Genomic DNA, 14,527 nt, shown 5'->3' with positions numbered 1-14,527 from the left:
CATGGCTAAGCCTCCGTTGATTACATGTTAAAACTCTTCCCAATCGTTGTTATCAGTACCGGTTTTTGCCAGTTTGGCCGGTTGATGCTGCACGGCGGTATTGCTGGCTGCTACTGGTTTAGCTTTGTTAACAAATGGTGCAGGTGCCGATTTTTTTGCAGGTGCAACACTGGTACGTGTCGCTGGCCTCTCGTTATGCAGTCTGTATTTATTGACTGAGTCCATCAGGGTGGCAGCCTGCTCAACCAGAGATTCAGCAGCGGCAGCGGCTTCTTCCACTAATGCAGCATTTTGCTGGGTGGTTTCATCCATTTCCGTCACAGATTTATTCACCTGATCAATACCTGAGCTTTGCTCGGCAGACGCTGCAGTGATTTCACCCATGATATCTGTGACGCGTTGCACAGAAGTCACGATCTCATGCATGGTTTCACCGGCGTTTTGTACCAGTTTGGTACCTTCTGTGGTTTTGCTGACAGAGTCGGTGATCAGTTCTTTAATCTCTTTGGCTGCGCTGGCTGAGCGTTGTGCCAGGTTGCGCACTTCACCTGCTACCACTGCAAAGCCCCTACCCTGCTCGCCTGCACGGGCGGCTTCCACCGCTGCGTTCAAGGCCAGGATATTGGTCTGGAAAGCAATGCCATCAATCACGGTGATGATGTCTTCAATCTTGCGTGCACTTTCATTGATCGCACTCATGGTCGTCACCACATTACCAACTACCTCACCACCACGTACCGCCACTTGCGAAGCGGCTTCTGCCATTTGATTGGCCTGGCGTGCATTATCCGCATTCTGCTTCACGGTTGAGGCCAGCTCTTCCATGCTGGACGCAGTTTCTTCCAGGCTGGAAGCCTGTTGTTCGGTGCGGCTGGAGAGATCATTATTACCACTGGCAATTTCCTGGGCAGCGGTATTGATGGTTTCGCCTGCTTCACGTACCTGCATTAATAACTCTGTCATGTTTTCCAGCAGGTTATTCACGCCTTTACAGATTTCGGCTGTTGAGCCGGATTTGTCAGACAAATCGATACGGTCAGTCAAATCGCCATCAGCTGCATTGGCAATGATAGATGAAATCTGGTCACTGACGCGACGTTCCTGCGTGATATCCACCCACTCCAGTGAAGTGCCGGAACGAACACCAGCCTTATCGAAGATAGGCATGGCTTTCAGGCGGACAAACATGTCACCCAGTGGCATTTCGACCACGTGTTCTTTAGTCAAACCGGCCAGTAAATTACGTTGATGAGCAGGATTCTTGTGGAATACATCGAAATTCTGGCCGATGATTTTGCTTGCATCAAAGTTTGGCAACGCCTGACGGAAATTCGATTCCGAGCTGCGCATCAAGCGTTCTGTAGATGCATTCATGTAACGGATGATGCCATCATTATCTGCCATCATCATATTGGTAGAAGCTGAGTCCAGTGTGGTTTGTATCCTGAAGGCTTCGGCAGATTTGATCGCTTGTTCCTTGTCGGCCAGCACTGCTTTAGTGATATCAGTCGCATATTTCACAACCTTCACCGGTTTGCCATCCAGGCCGATAATCGGGTTGTATGAAGCCTGCAGCCAGATATCTTTCTGGTTTTTACCATAACGGTGATAGACATTCTCGTCTGGCTCACCGCGATTCAGTTTCGCCCAGAACTCTTTGTATTCCGGGCTGGCTTTATGGCGCTCGCTGACAAAAATGCTGTGATGTTTTCCAACCACTTCTTCCAGGGAATAGCCTGTCGCTGACAGGAAATTCTGGTTTGCAGTCAGTACATTACCGCTTAGGTCAAATTCGATCACTGCCTGTACTTTGGCAATGGCTTTTACCTTGCCTTGGTAGTCCAGTTCAAGTTGTTTTTCTGCGGTGATGCAGAAAGAGAAAATCTTGATTTTTGCCAGTTTGTTATCATCGCCCAACACCGGTACATAATTTGCGCTGAACCAGTATTCATTACCGGTTTTTGAAACGCGGCAAACTTCCTGCTTGCCGTTTTCACCTCTGGCAAGTTTTTCCCAGAGTTGCTTGTAGGCCGGGCTTTGCGCGGAATGTGCTTTTAACAGAAAGCTGACATTCTTACCAATCACTTCGTCCCTGGTATACCCCAAAGGCGCCACCAGCAGCTCGTTGCAATCTAGGATCTGGCCATGCACATCACATTCCATCACACCAAAGGATTGATTCACAGCACGCCCATCTTCTTGCAGGAAGATATTTTGCTGTTTGTCTTGCGTGATATCGGTCAGGTAAGCTACGGTTTTACGCAGTTTGGAAGACTTATCCAGCACTGGCGCGTAATAACCCTGGAACCAGGTTTCCTTGTTTGATTTATTGATCAGTTTAAACGAGCCAACAGCTGACTTGCCTGCTGCAAGGTCTTTCCAGAAGCTCTTGTATTCCGGATCGGCTGCATCTTCTGCTGACAAAAGTTTGCGATGATGCTGACCAACCAGTTCATTGGCGCTGTAGCCTAATGCCGCACACAAATTTTCATTCGCATGCGTGATTTTTCCGTCAGCACTCAATTCAATGATGGCTCTCGCCTTGTTGATCTCTGTTTTCAGTGCTGAGAATTCGGCTGACTCATCCAGAATATGTTGATACTGTTTAGTGCCTGCTGCCAGTTTATTTAATAGTGTTGAAAACATAATGGGCCCCTAGCAAGAAGTTCCTGTTTCAATTCTGCTGTTTGTTGTTTTAAAGGTGCAGTCATTAATGCACTGCAGCGTCCATCAATTCCATCTCGTTGCTGGTCATCAGTTTTTCGATATCCACCAGGATCAGCATTTCCTGTTCAATGGTGGCCAGGCCGACGATGTATTTGGTGTCAATACGCGTGACCAGGGATGGCACTTCGCGCAGATGCTCTTCACGTAACTCACGTACGTCAGACACACCATCGACTACGATACCGACAATACGGCCGTTCAAATTAAGGATGATGACAACGGTAAATTCGTTGTACTCCACCTTGCCCAGCTTGAATTTGATGCGTAAATCCACGATAGGCACAATTTTGCCGCGCAGGTTGATCACGCCTTTGATAAAGGGAGGCATATTGGCGATTTGCGTGACCGCATCATAGCCACGGATCTCTTGAACCTTGAGGATCTCGATACCGTATTGCTCATTACCCAATACAAAAGTCAGGTATTCACCGGCTGCTGTTCGCATGTTGCCAGCGTTGTTCCCGCCGTGATTGTTAGTCATTTCTGTTGTAGTCATTGCATACACTCCTTATGCATTGATGTGATTCTGTAAATTGGAATAGTTGTGATCGGCAAACGACCGGCCACCGGTAATGTAATTCGTTGTTTGCCCCATCTGCGTAATCGCCGGCACATCAAGAATCAATGCCACCGAGCCATCACCCATGATGGTGGCGCCGGATACACCTGGAATACGCTTGAAATTGGTTTCCAGGCTCTTGATCACTACTTGTTGCTGGCCAACAAGACGGTCGACAAACAACGCAGATTTCTTGCCATCAGCTTCCAGGATCAGCAACACACCGTCAGTCGGGGTGGTGATCTCGGTCGGATGGTTAAACAAGGCATGCAATGCAATAATCGGTAAGTACTCGCCGCGCACATGCACCATCAAGCCTTCACCAGTAACGGTTTTCAGGTCTTCTGCACGTGGTTGCAGGGTTTCTACAATCAGGTTCAATGGCACCACATACAGGCTCTTGCCCAGTGAAACAGACATACCATCCAGAATCGCCAGTGTCAGCGGTAGTGAAATGGAAATGGTTGTGCCATAACCTAATGCCGAACGGATTTCGATATTACCGCCCATGGCGCTGATGTTACGTTTCACCACGTCCATGCCTACACCGCGGCCTGAGACATCGGTGACCACTTCAGCGGTTGAAAAGCCTGGGGCGAAAATAAGGCTGTACACCTCACTGTCGCTCATGCTTTCGTTGACGGGCAAACCGTTAGAGGCAGCTTTAGCCAGGATACGGTCACGGTTCAAACCACCGCCATCGTCAGTCACTTCAATCACGATACTGCCGCCTTTATGCGCAGCAGAAAGTGTCAAAGTACCATTCTCAGATTTGCCCAGTTCGCGACGCACTTCCGGTTTCTCGATACCGTGGTCCACACTGTTACGCACCAGATGCGTTAACGGATCCACGATACGTTCGATCAGGCTCTTATCAAGCTCTGTCGTCGCACCGTTGGTGACAAACTCAACTTTTTTGCCCAGTTTACCTGCCAGGTCACGCACCATACGCGGGAAGCGCGAGAACACGAAGTCCATCGGCATCATGCGGATAGACATCACGGATTCCTGCAAGTCACGCGTATTGCGGGTCAGCTGGCTGACACTGTTGATCAGGCCTTCGTTATCGGCCGGGTCCAGCGCATTCACGCGCTGCTCGATCATGGCCTGGGTAATCACCAGTTCGCCCACCAGGTTAATCAACTGGTCGACTTTTTCAATACCAACACGGATTGAGCTGCTTTCTGCATTCTGTGGAGCGGCGGGCTTGTCTGATTCACGACGTGATTGCGCACGACGGTCTTCCTTGACTTCTGCTGCTGGCGCACTTGCTGCAACCTTGGGCTCAGCGTCGGCAGAGGCTTTCGCCAGGGCAGCAGCCGCATTGTCGTCACCAATCATTTGTGCTTTTGGTGCATCAGGGTGTGGTTTAAACGGTGCAAAGAAACCGTAACCCTCCTCCTGTGGTTCTTCACCGCTATCGGTAAAGAAGCCATATCCCATTTCTTCAGCCACAGCAACCTTGCCATCCGCGCTGGCAGCTTGTGCCGGCTTGGCAGCGTCTGCTGAGACTGGTTCGCTATCGAAGAAACCGTAACCCAGGTCAGCTTCTGCAGGTGCCGCTTCCACTGGTGCTGGCTCTGCTGCTACCGGGGCGGGTTCTGCTGCAGGCGCTTCTGCGCTGGCAACCTTAACCACTAGTGCATCAGGGTCCACAATAAAGGAGCAGATGGAAATAATATCGTCGGCGCTGGAGTCAGTTTTCACCAGCAAGGCATGTTTATCGCCACGCTTGTAAATAGCGACTTCGCCTAATAAGGCTAATTCATCTTTCAGGTTATCTAAATCTTTTTCGGTCACTTCCGGCAGGCCCACATCGTAAACCTGGACACCGCTTGCCTGCTCTTCAGCTGAAGCAGTCAGTGCCGGAGCTGGTGCGCTGGAAGGTGCAGCAGCTGGTTCCGGCGCAGCTTGTGCGGCAGCCGGGGCTGGTGCTTCTGCAGCTTTACCTTCAGAGAGCGCTTTCAATGTGGCAGAGATTTCGTCCACTTGCGCGGCATCTACTTCAGACGCGTGTCTATGACCATCCAGTTGCATTTTGATCACATCTTTGGCGGCCAGGAAAGCGTCCACATGTTCCATGGTCAGTGCCATTTCCTGCTTGCGGATTTTATCCAGCAAGTTTTCCAGGACATGGGTAATGCCCGCCATATCCATAAAGCCAAACGTGGCTGCACCGCCTTTAATCGAGTGTGCCGCCCTGAAAATAGCGTTCAACTCCTCAATATCAGGAGACTCCACATCAATATTCAGCAGCAGGCGCTCTGCTTCGGCGAGTAATTCCTCAGCCTCGTCAAAGAACACCTCATAAAACTGGCTCATATCCACTGTCATTATTTTCTCCAGTCCCTTAACGGGCGCTTAAGCACCAATTACTTTTTGTACGACTTCGATCAAACGTTTAGGATCAAAAGGTTTTACCAGCCAGCCATTGGCACCGGCAGCTTTACCCTTTGCTTTCATCTCATCTGATGACTCGGTGGTGAGCATCAGGATAGGTACTCTTTGATAGGAAGCCAGGGTACGCAGATTGGTAATCAGCGTCAGGCCATCCATCACAGGCATGTTCTGGTCAGTCAATACCAGGTCAACGGTCTTTTCCTTGGCTCTGTTCAAGCCATCCTGTCCGTCTACGGCCTGCACGACATCATAGCCAGCGGCTTTCAAACTGAACGCTACCATTTGACGCAAAGAACCTGAATCGTCTACTGTTAAAATTGTCTTCGCCATTTTCACTCGCCTTTTTCACTCAATATGTTAAACATGCTGTGATTAGAATAAATCGATATCACCGGTCGCCAGGTCCTGCTGATTCACTGACTTACGTAAGTTGCCGGTGAGATGGGCGCTACCCTGATCAAAATTCTGGTTTAGTTGCATGATGAAATGCCTGATTTCTTCATGCTCGTTATCCGCCGCCATAGGAAACTGGTGGCTGGATAACTCCTGTAATAATACTTTCAAGCCATTGACCCGATTGATGGTGCGTTGCAACAGCTGGTTGGTCATATCCTGGAACTGCATGCCGGTCACGACTTTATTCACTTCCTGACCTATGCTTTCCTGAAATACCTGCAACTGCTCCACCACTTCAGGATGTAGCTTGCCGGATTCAGCCAATGACTTGATCACAGCTTGCTGCTCCGTTAACTGGGCGTAAACGTTCATGAAACTGGTGCTCAGTTTTTCGATCGCTTCGTTCAGCAGAAAGGTCGTTTGTTGTAAATCTGTTTCGATTTCCAGCAAATGCCAGTTGCCATTGCGAGAAACTGCAGCCAGTAACTCTCTTAACTCTTCGATGGGCAATGTTTTCATAGTGGTCCCTATCTTGCCTGATTCCCTTGTTTTTCAATCAAGAAATAAGCATAGGAAAAATCACTTATTTCTTGGGCTCCTTGATCCAACGGTTATTTCGCTTCTAAAGTCTTTTCCTGATTACTTTGCAACGACTTGACCTGCGACAGATCATTTTCACTGGCAGATATCTGGTCATTGTCTTTTAACAATTCTTCTTCGGTTTCTTTATTCATAATGATCAGGCTGATGCGACGGTTGATCGGGTTAAACGGATTCTCTTTATCCATCATGATCGCCGAACCCAGGCCTACTACCCGCATGAGTTTGGTCTCATCCATCCCGCCGGAGATCAGTTCACGGCGTGAAGCATTGGCACGGTCTGCCGATAATTCCCAGTTACTGTAACCATGATCACCGTTGGCATAGCCGGCAGCATCAGTGTGGCCGGATAGGCTGATCTTGTTATCCACGCCGTTCAGTGTTTTACCGATTTCGCGCAAAATCTGCCTTGCATAAGGCTGTAATTCTGCCTTGGCATTCTCAAACATGGGCCGGTTCTGCTCATCAATGATCTGTATACGCAAACCTTCACTGGTGATATCCAGTTTCAACTGCTCCTTGAATTGCTTCAAGGTCGGGTTTTCCTCTATGGCCTGCTCGATCTTGGCTTTCAGTGATTCCAGCTTGATCTTCTCAGCCCGCTTCAAGGCTTCTTTCACATCTTCGATCTTGACTGTCTTCAGCTTGCCAGGGTCGCCATCAACCGGTTTGACCTGGCCTTGCTTCTTGGTGACATCCTTGCCACCGGTGTTTTTCAAGGCCGAATCACTTTGCCCCACCGAAGGACCCATCAACACCATATGTAATGGTGTCTGGAAATATTCAGAAATACCTTCTTTTTGCGCTTTCGAGGTAGAACCAAGCAACCACATCAGCAGGAAAAACGCCATCATCGCTGTCACAAAGTCAGCATAGGCAATCTTCCAGGCGCCACCATGGTGACCACCACCGGATTTTTTTATCTTCTTTACAATAATCGGGGCAACACGATCTTCTGCCATGATGTTCTCCAGCGATACGCTGATTCAATAACTTCGTTAACTATTTCGACTTGGCCTGTTTCACGTGCTCTTCGAGCTCGCTAAATCCAGGACGCTCGGTGGAGTACAGGACTTTACGGCCAAATTCAACGGCAATCGGTGGTGCGTAACCGTTCAGGCTGGCCAGCAATACCACTTTGACGGTTTGAAAGCTCTTGCTGGACTCTTCCAGCTTCTGTTCCAGCAATCCGGACAAAGGGCCGACAAAACCATAAGCCAGCAAAATACCGAGGAAAGTACCCACCAGTGCGTGCGCAATCAGGATCCCCAGCTCGGCAGGCGGTAATGCCACGTTTTCCATGGTGTGCACCACACCCATCACCGCAGCCACGATACCGAAGGCTGGCAAGCCATCGCCCAGCTTGGCGATACAATGGGCAGGCACATGGCCTTCCATGTGGTGGGTTTCAATTTCGTTATCCATGAGGTTCTCTACCTGGAAGGCATCCATATTGCCGGACACCATTAAACGCAGGTAATCGGTGATGAATTCGACCAGGTGGTGGTCATGCAGAATGGTGGGATACTTGCCGAATAAAGCACTGGACTCAGGGTCTTCGATATCTTTTTCGATCGCCATCAGGCCATCCTTGCGGATTTTGGTGAGGATTTCAAACAGCAATGCCAGTAAATCCATATACAGTTGCTTGGAGTATTTGGAGCCCTTGAACAAGGTAGGCAAGGCTTTGACGGTGGCCTTGATGGCTTTACTGTCGTTACCGACAATGAACGCACCAAACGCGCCACCGAAAATCATCATGACTTCCAGCGGCTGCCAGAGCGCGCCCAAATGGCCGCCTGCGAGCGCATAGCCCCCGAAGATCATGCCGCAAACGACTACATAACCAATGATAACGAACATGCCCTACTCCACTTTTCGCATTGAATATGGATAGCATAACAATCGCTACCCCGTTTCAATGTTGCAAATAAAAGGGATTTAGCAGGCTAATTAGCTTGCAGTGCATACAGGCAGCGTAAACAATAAGTCACGATCACTTATCGGAGTCATGGGATATATACCTGCGAGAAAGCCGCTATACGCCACGGCAATAGGTATTACAGGGTGTAGACGTAAAGTGCAGGAGAGTTTGGTGAAGGATAGATAATACGGGCGGCAGTCACATCCGCTACCGGAAATTCCGAGCTTATAAACAGGCTGCCCGGGCGCATTTCCTGGTGTACTTTTTGCCAGACATCTGCCATCACTGCTGGCGAAAGATAAGCGAATACCACATCCAGTTGCGCGAAATCGGTTTGCCGGTAATCACCGAGGGTGAATTTGGCACGACTGCGGGAAAAAGTCGCATGCAAGACACTGACCAGCCAGGGTAAAGGGGCAATTTCAATGCCGTCTATCTGGTCTTGTGCACGTTGCCTGGATAAAAACAGGGAAACATCCCCAAGGCCGCTGCCGATATCAAGTACACGTAAAGGCTGCTCACCAGCGTGTTGATCCAGGATATTGTGCATGGCACGCCAGGTGGCGGGGAAAGACGGGTAAAAAGGCACGCGGGTATTGTGCACTGACCAATACAGCGCCAGGGTGATCACAAAACCGGCCAGGTAAACAATCGCGGGTAAGGCAATCTGCTGCATGGTGATCACAGCCAGCGGGAAAATGACATGGATCCAGCGCCACCAGACCGGCATACGAGCCGCCCAGGCCATCACGCTGACCAGTATTGCATGCGGAATGAGCCAGAACCAGATCGAATCCAGTGATAGTCCCACACTTCGCAATTCGAAAGCGAATACGCTGTTGATTACGCCAGGCGCGACGCCCGCAATCAACAGCAGACTCAAACACTGTATCAGCAATGCCTGGCACCATAACTTGCACGGCATTAATTTCTGCATCCATAACTTTGGAGACAGGAGACATTGCGCAACGCTATTTTGCTGCAACGCCCCTGCCGAAAGTTTGATAGAACGCATGCTGAGTCTTTCTTTAAATACTTGAAATACCAGGTTGTACTTGTTCAACCTGCCAGCCACTATTTATCCAGCCATTAAGCTGACATTGACACCAGTTTGTAGCTGAGTTCTTTGGCTTTTTTGGTTTTACCGGCACGTGAAGGTACGTGGCACAGGTTGCATACATAGTTCTGGTTCAAATCGTAGCTGTTGACGATATATTGACCGCCGCAGCAATGACAGACTTTAGTTGTCAGCATTTTGCTTTCGATAAAGCGAACCAGGGTCCAGGCACGGGTCAGTGACAGGATAGGCTCTTCAGTCTGGCCACCATCAGGGTTCTGCACTTGTTGCATATACAGTGTGTAGGCTTTGATAATCGCGTGTATGCCTTCTACACCTGCATAATCCACCATGAAACGATAGATATTATAGAAAATTGAAGAGTGGATATTCGGCTGCCAGGTCAGGAACCAGTCGGTCGAGAATGGCAACATGCCTTTAGGTGGTGAAACACCTTTCATCTCTTTGTAGAGCTTGATCAAACGCTCGCGAGATAAAGTGGTTTGTGATTCCAGCAACTGTAACCGTGCGCCCAACTCAATCATTTGCATGGCCAGTTTAATTTGTTCTGCTTCGTTAACTACACTCTTCTTTTGCATGATAAACCCTCTTTTCTATTCTTTAATCGTCAGATGGGAATTACAACTTATACGTTAGATTCTGCTGCTTGGGCAGACATCAGTACCGCTGTGTGCAGGTGCGCTTGAGCAGGATCTTTAGTGTAGCTGGTCAGCATGCCCAGGATTTCGCTGTCATCAAAACGGAAGCGAGTCAGCAGCATGTTTGTGTTACACAATTTGAGTAATTGCAGGTTGGTCAGATTTTCCAGCAGGTCTGCGATTTCCTTGTTGATACCCAGACGGAAAATTGCAGTCGCTTTGTCAGAACGGATCAGTTGTTGTGCCAGCATCAGGTAGTTCAGATTGGCATCTTTGATTTCAGCGAGTAAATCGTTTTGCATGACATTCATGATCTTTTCTCCATTTATTTGCGGTTCAATTTAAGTACGCATTTGCGTTAGGCGTACTTTGCGCGCATTCATGGATGCCAACAATCAGGGTTTGTCGGTTAATTTTGTAAGACGGACGAAAACAGCCATGTAGGTGTTTGTCTTACAAAACCCGGCATGGCACAACACATAACCATATAAAACAAATGGTTATGATATTTATTTAATGTTTAACTATAATAAATATACGGTTATTCTCGCAGTAGTCAGAACCTTTCAATTCAAAAATTAATTAAAGTTTTCCCGTTGTATTCCGTTAACAGCCGTTTTTTTCCAGTTTTGACGGCATCGAATTCAATTCACGGGCACTTTTTGTCATAACTCGTTTACGGCGACCCTCACTAAAACTTTAGGGTTTTCTTTAAAAATAATTTATTTATTTCATAAGTCATTGTTTATAAATAATAAATAATTTAAATCTTTGCACTTATTAACAATTTTCAATTCATAACGATTAGATTGCGGTCAATAAGTCCCTTTATTCCAACTATAAAAAAGTGGGGTGCTGCTTAATAATCACTCATGTCACGGAACACATGGTGTGTTCTGAAACCCAAGAGTGAGTGTTATGGCAGCTGATGACAGCGATATGGAGAAAACCGAGGACGCGTCCCCCAAGCGATTGGAGAAGGCACGCGAAGACGGCGATATCCCCCGCTCCCGTGAGTTGGCAGCCTGTGCAGTATTGTTCACCAGCGGCATGGCGATCATGATGCTGGGCAAACCAATGGGTGAAGCATTAAAGGATGTATTAAGACAAGGTTTAAGATTTGACCAGGCGATGGCGTTTGAACCGGCACTGCTGATTACGCATTTACTCAAAGTAGTTGAGCAAGTGATGTGGGCTTTCCTGCCACTGGCAGTGATCATTGTGGCGGTGGCAGTAGCTTCCCCTATCCTGGTCGGCGGCTGGGTGATGTCGCAGAAATCACTGATGCCTAATTTCGGCAAGTTGAATCCTATTAAAGGATTAAGCAACCTGTTCTCCAAAAACTCACTTGTCGAGCTGGTGAAATCATTAGCCAAGACTATCCTAGTGGCGTCTGTGGGCTACACCATCGTGAAAAAAGATCTGCAGCCTATGCTGGGACTGTCTGAAATGCCGCTTGAGTCCGGCATCAGCGCCATTAATGATTATATGGTGACCGGTTTCCTGACCATTGCCTCGGCCCTGGTGTTGATCGCGGTGATCGATGTGCCCTACCAGCTTTATCAATATGCGCAAAAGCATAAGATGACCAAGCAGGAATTGAAGGACGAAGCGAAAGAAGCTGAAGGTAGCCCGGAAGTCAAAGGCCGTATCCGTCAGCAGCAACGTGAAATGGCACGCAGAAGAATGATGAGCAATATCCCGACTGCCGATGTCGTGATCACCAACCCGACGCACTATGCAGTGGCGATACGTTATAAAGAAGGCGAAAGCGGCGCACCTATCGTGGTCGCCAAGGGCATGGATGCCATCGCACTCAAGATCAGAGAAATTGCAGCGGAGCACAATGTCATGACCATGGAGTCACCCAAACTGGCCCGTGCGTTATTTGCACATACAGAACTTGAACGTGAAATCCCGCAAGCCTTGTATGCAGCAGTGGCCGAGATCCTGGCTTATGTATTCCAGCTGCGCGTATTCAAACAACATGGCGGCGTGCGTCCACCTGTACCTGCCGATGTGCCGGTACCGGATGCACTGGACCCGCATGCACTGGTGGCAACACCGTCGTCTGCAACAGATATTGAGTAATCAGAGCAGGTTAAGGAGCTTATAGATGAACAACTGGCAACAAATGATGGGAAAACTGGACGGTCGCGCAGTCGCGGCACCACTCATTGTTGTATTGCTGCTGGCGATGATGATATTGCCGCTGCCGGCCATCGTGCTCGATGTGTTTTTCACCTTTAATATCGCACTGTCTATCCTGGTACTGATGATAGGTCTGCAAACCACTAAGGCGTTGGACTTTATCGCCTTCCCTACCGTATTGCTGATGACGACCATGTTGCGCCTGGCGCTTAACGTGGCCTCTACCCGTGTGGTGCTGACTGAAGGCCATGCCGGCCCGGATGCGGCCGGTAAAGTGATCGAGGCATTCGGCCACTTCCTGATCGGCGGTAACTACGCTGTGGGTATCGTGGTGTTTGTGATTCTGACCATTATCAACTTTACCGTCATCACCAAAGGTGCTGGCCGTATTGCTGAAGTGGGCGCCCGTTTTACCCTGGATGCGATGCCGGGTAAACAAATGGCGATTGATGCTGACCTCAACGCTGGCCTGATCGCTGAAGATGAAGCCCGCCGCCGCCGTAAGGAAGTCAGCCAGGAATCAGAATTCTACGGTGCGATGGACGGTGCCAGTAAGTATGTGCGTGGTGATGCCATCGCCGGCATCCTGGTGATTATCATCAACATCGTCGGCGGCCTGATCGTCGGCATGGTGCAACATGACCTGAGCTTTGGCGATGCAGTCAAGAACTACACCCTGCTGGCGATTGGTGATGGCCTGGTGGCGCAGATCCCTTCACTGGTGATCTCTGTTGCAGCCGGTGTGGTGGTCTCCCGTGTCGCCAACAACGAAGACATCGGTGGCCAGCTGATCAGCCAGTTGTTTGAAAACCCACGCGTACTGAGCGTGACTGCCGGCATCATCGGCGGTATCGGCCTGATCCCTGGCATGCCACACCTGGCTTTCCTGGCACTGGGTGCCATGCTGGGCGGTATGGCTTACTCTGTGAAGAAGAAACAGGAAAAAGCCAAGCTGCAAGCGATTTTGGAACCGCAACCGGAAGATAAACTGGCGCCTGCCAGCGAAGCCGAAGAAGCCACCTGGAATGATGTATTGCCAGTAGACACTGTGGGCCTGGAAGTCGGTTACCGCCTGATCCCGCTAGTGGACAAGGCGCAAGGTGGCGAACTGCTGAAACGTATTAAAGGTATCCGCAAGAAATTCGCGCAGGAGATCGGCTTTCTGGCACCGACAGTGCATATCCGTGACAACCTGACTTTAAAGCCTAACGCCTATCGCATCACCATGAAAGGTGTAGAGATGGCGAGCGGTGAGTCCAACTTCAACCAGATGCTGGCGATAGACCCGGGTGCCGTAACCGGCGAACTGGATGGTACTAAAACCACTGATCCTGCATTTGGTTTGCCAGCAGTTTGGATAGAATCAGAGCGTAAAGAATATGCACAAAGCCTGGGCTATACCGTGGTGGATGCGGGTACGGTAATCGCCACCCACCTCAACCATGTGATCTCCCTGAATGCCGGTGAACTGCTGGGCCGCCAGGAAGTACAGCAACTGCTGGACCATCTGGGTAAAGAATCCAGCAAACTGATTGAAGAGATCGTGCCTAAGCTGATCACACTTTCTTCGCTGCAAAAAGTATTACAGAACCTGTTGAACGAAGGCGTACATATCCGTGATATGCGCACCATCCTGGAAACCCTGGCTGACCATGCGCAATATAGCCAGGATGCGAATGACCTTACTGCGATGGTTCGTGTCAAACTGGGACGCGCCATCGTGCAGGACTTGTTCCCTTACAGCGATGAAGTGACTGCGATGACACTGGATGGCCAGCTGGAACGGTTGCTGCTGCAGGCATTACAAAATAATCAATCCGCACAAAGCGTGATTGAACCTGGCATCGCTGAAAAGCTGTCCCAACAGACAGAAGTGGCTGCCAGACAACAGGAGCAGATGGGGCTGACACCGGTCTTACTGGTAGCCGCCCCACTACGCCAGGCTTTATCAAGGTTTTTAAGAAGGACAGTCCCGCATCTCAGAGTGTTGTCGCACGACGAGTTGCCAGACAACAAATCAATACGAGTGACCAGTTTAATCGGAGCGCAATAAC

The 14,527-nt window shown here is 49.4% G+C and carries 12 protein-coding genes; 2 read left to right on the top strand and 10 right to left on the bottom strand.

Annotated features, from left to right (window positions below):
• Positions 1-27: 27 nt before the first annotated feature.
• From ACFQ2T_RS02015 to flhD, 10 genes are all read right to left on the bottom strand, one after another.
• A complete protein-coding gene (locus ACFQ2T_RS02015) occupies positions 28-2,646 on the bottom strand; it encodes a methyl-accepting chemotaxis protein (RefSeq protein ID WP_379029786.1) in 2,619 nt (872 codons plus the stop codon).
• A 64-nt stretch (positions 2,647-2,710) separates the two neighbouring features.
• Positions 2,711-3,223, bottom strand: a complete 513-nt coding sequence (locus tag ACFQ2T_RS02010) for a chemotaxis protein CheW (protein ID WP_379029784.1) — start codon at positions 3,221-3,223, stop codon at positions 2,711-2,713.
• 12 nt (positions 3,224-3,235) lie between these two features.
• Positions 3,236-5,620 carry a chemotaxis protein CheA gene (gene cheA, locus ACFQ2T_RS02005; protein ID WP_379029781.1) on the bottom strand — a complete coding sequence of 795 codons (2,385 nt, stop codon included), beginning with the start codon at positions 5,618-5,620 and terminating at the stop codon, positions 3,236-3,238.
• 27 nt (positions 5,621-5,647) lie between these two features.
• A complete protein-coding gene (locus ACFQ2T_RS02000; protein WP_379029779.1) occupies positions 5,648-6,016 on the bottom strand; it encodes a response regulator in 369 nt (122 codons plus the stop codon).
• Between the two features lie 42 nt (positions 6,017-6,058).
• Complete coding sequence (locus tag ACFQ2T_RS01995) at positions 6,059-6,601, bottom strand: chemotaxis protein (RefSeq protein ID WP_379029776.1); 543 nt, start codon at positions 6,599-6,601, stop codon at positions 6,059-6,061.
• A 92-nt stretch (positions 6,602-6,693) separates the two neighbouring features.
• Entirely contained in the window at positions 6,694-7,644 is a 951-nt protein-coding gene (motB, locus tag ACFQ2T_RS01990; RefSeq protein WP_379029773.1) for a flagellar motor protein MotB, read from the bottom strand.
• Between the two features lie 40 nt (positions 7,645-7,684).
• Entirely contained in the window at positions 7,685-8,545 is an 861-nt protein-coding gene (motA, locus tag ACFQ2T_RS01985) for a flagellar motor stator protein MotA (protein ID WP_379029770.1), read from the bottom strand.
• A gap of 197 nt (positions 8,546-8,742) precedes the next feature.
• On the bottom strand, positions 8,743-9,621 hold the full coding sequence (locus tag ACFQ2T_RS01980; protein WP_379029767.1) for a class I SAM-dependent methyltransferase: 879 nt from the start codon (positions 9,619-9,621) through the stop codon (positions 8,743-8,745).
• Positions 9,622-9,695: 74 nt separating this feature from the next.
• Positions 9,696-10,262 (bottom strand): flagellar transcriptional regulator FlhC, encoded by a 567-nt coding sequence (gene flhC, locus ACFQ2T_RS01975; RefSeq protein WP_379029765.1) that lies wholly within the window; start codon positions 10,260-10,262, stop codon positions 9,696-9,698.
• A gap of 47 nt (positions 10,263-10,309) precedes the next feature.
• Positions 10,310-10,633, bottom strand: coding sequence for a flagellar transcriptional regulator FlhD (gene flhD, locus ACFQ2T_RS01970; protein WP_379029762.1), 324 nt, complete (start codon positions 10,631-10,633; stop codon positions 10,310-10,312).
• 607 nt (positions 10,634-11,240) lie between these two features.
• On the opposite strand from flhD, the gene flhB reads away from it, so the two are divergent.
• Complete coding sequence (flhB, locus tag ACFQ2T_RS01965) at positions 11,241-12,413, top strand: flagellar biosynthesis protein FlhB (RefSeq protein ID WP_379029759.1); 1,173 nt, start codon at positions 11,241-11,243, stop codon at positions 12,411-12,413.
• A gap of 25 nt (positions 12,414-12,438) precedes the next feature.
• Positions 12,439-14,526: a flagellar biosynthesis protein FlhA gene (flhA, locus tag ACFQ2T_RS01960; RefSeq protein ID WP_379029756.1), complete on the top strand. Its 2,088-nt coding sequence runs from the start codon at positions 12,439-12,441 to the stop codon at positions 14,524-14,526.
• Position 14,527: the final 1 nt, after the last annotated feature.

This window comes from Methylophilus flavus, from assembly GCF_042678905.1.
In the GTDB taxonomy this organism is placed as follows: Bacteria; Pseudomonadota; Gammaproteobacteria; order Burkholderiales; family Methylophilaceae; genus Methylophilus; species Methylophilus flavus.
The sequence above is the reverse complement of the archived record's forward strand: the minus strand, read 5'-3'. Positions and strand labels throughout refer to the sequence as shown.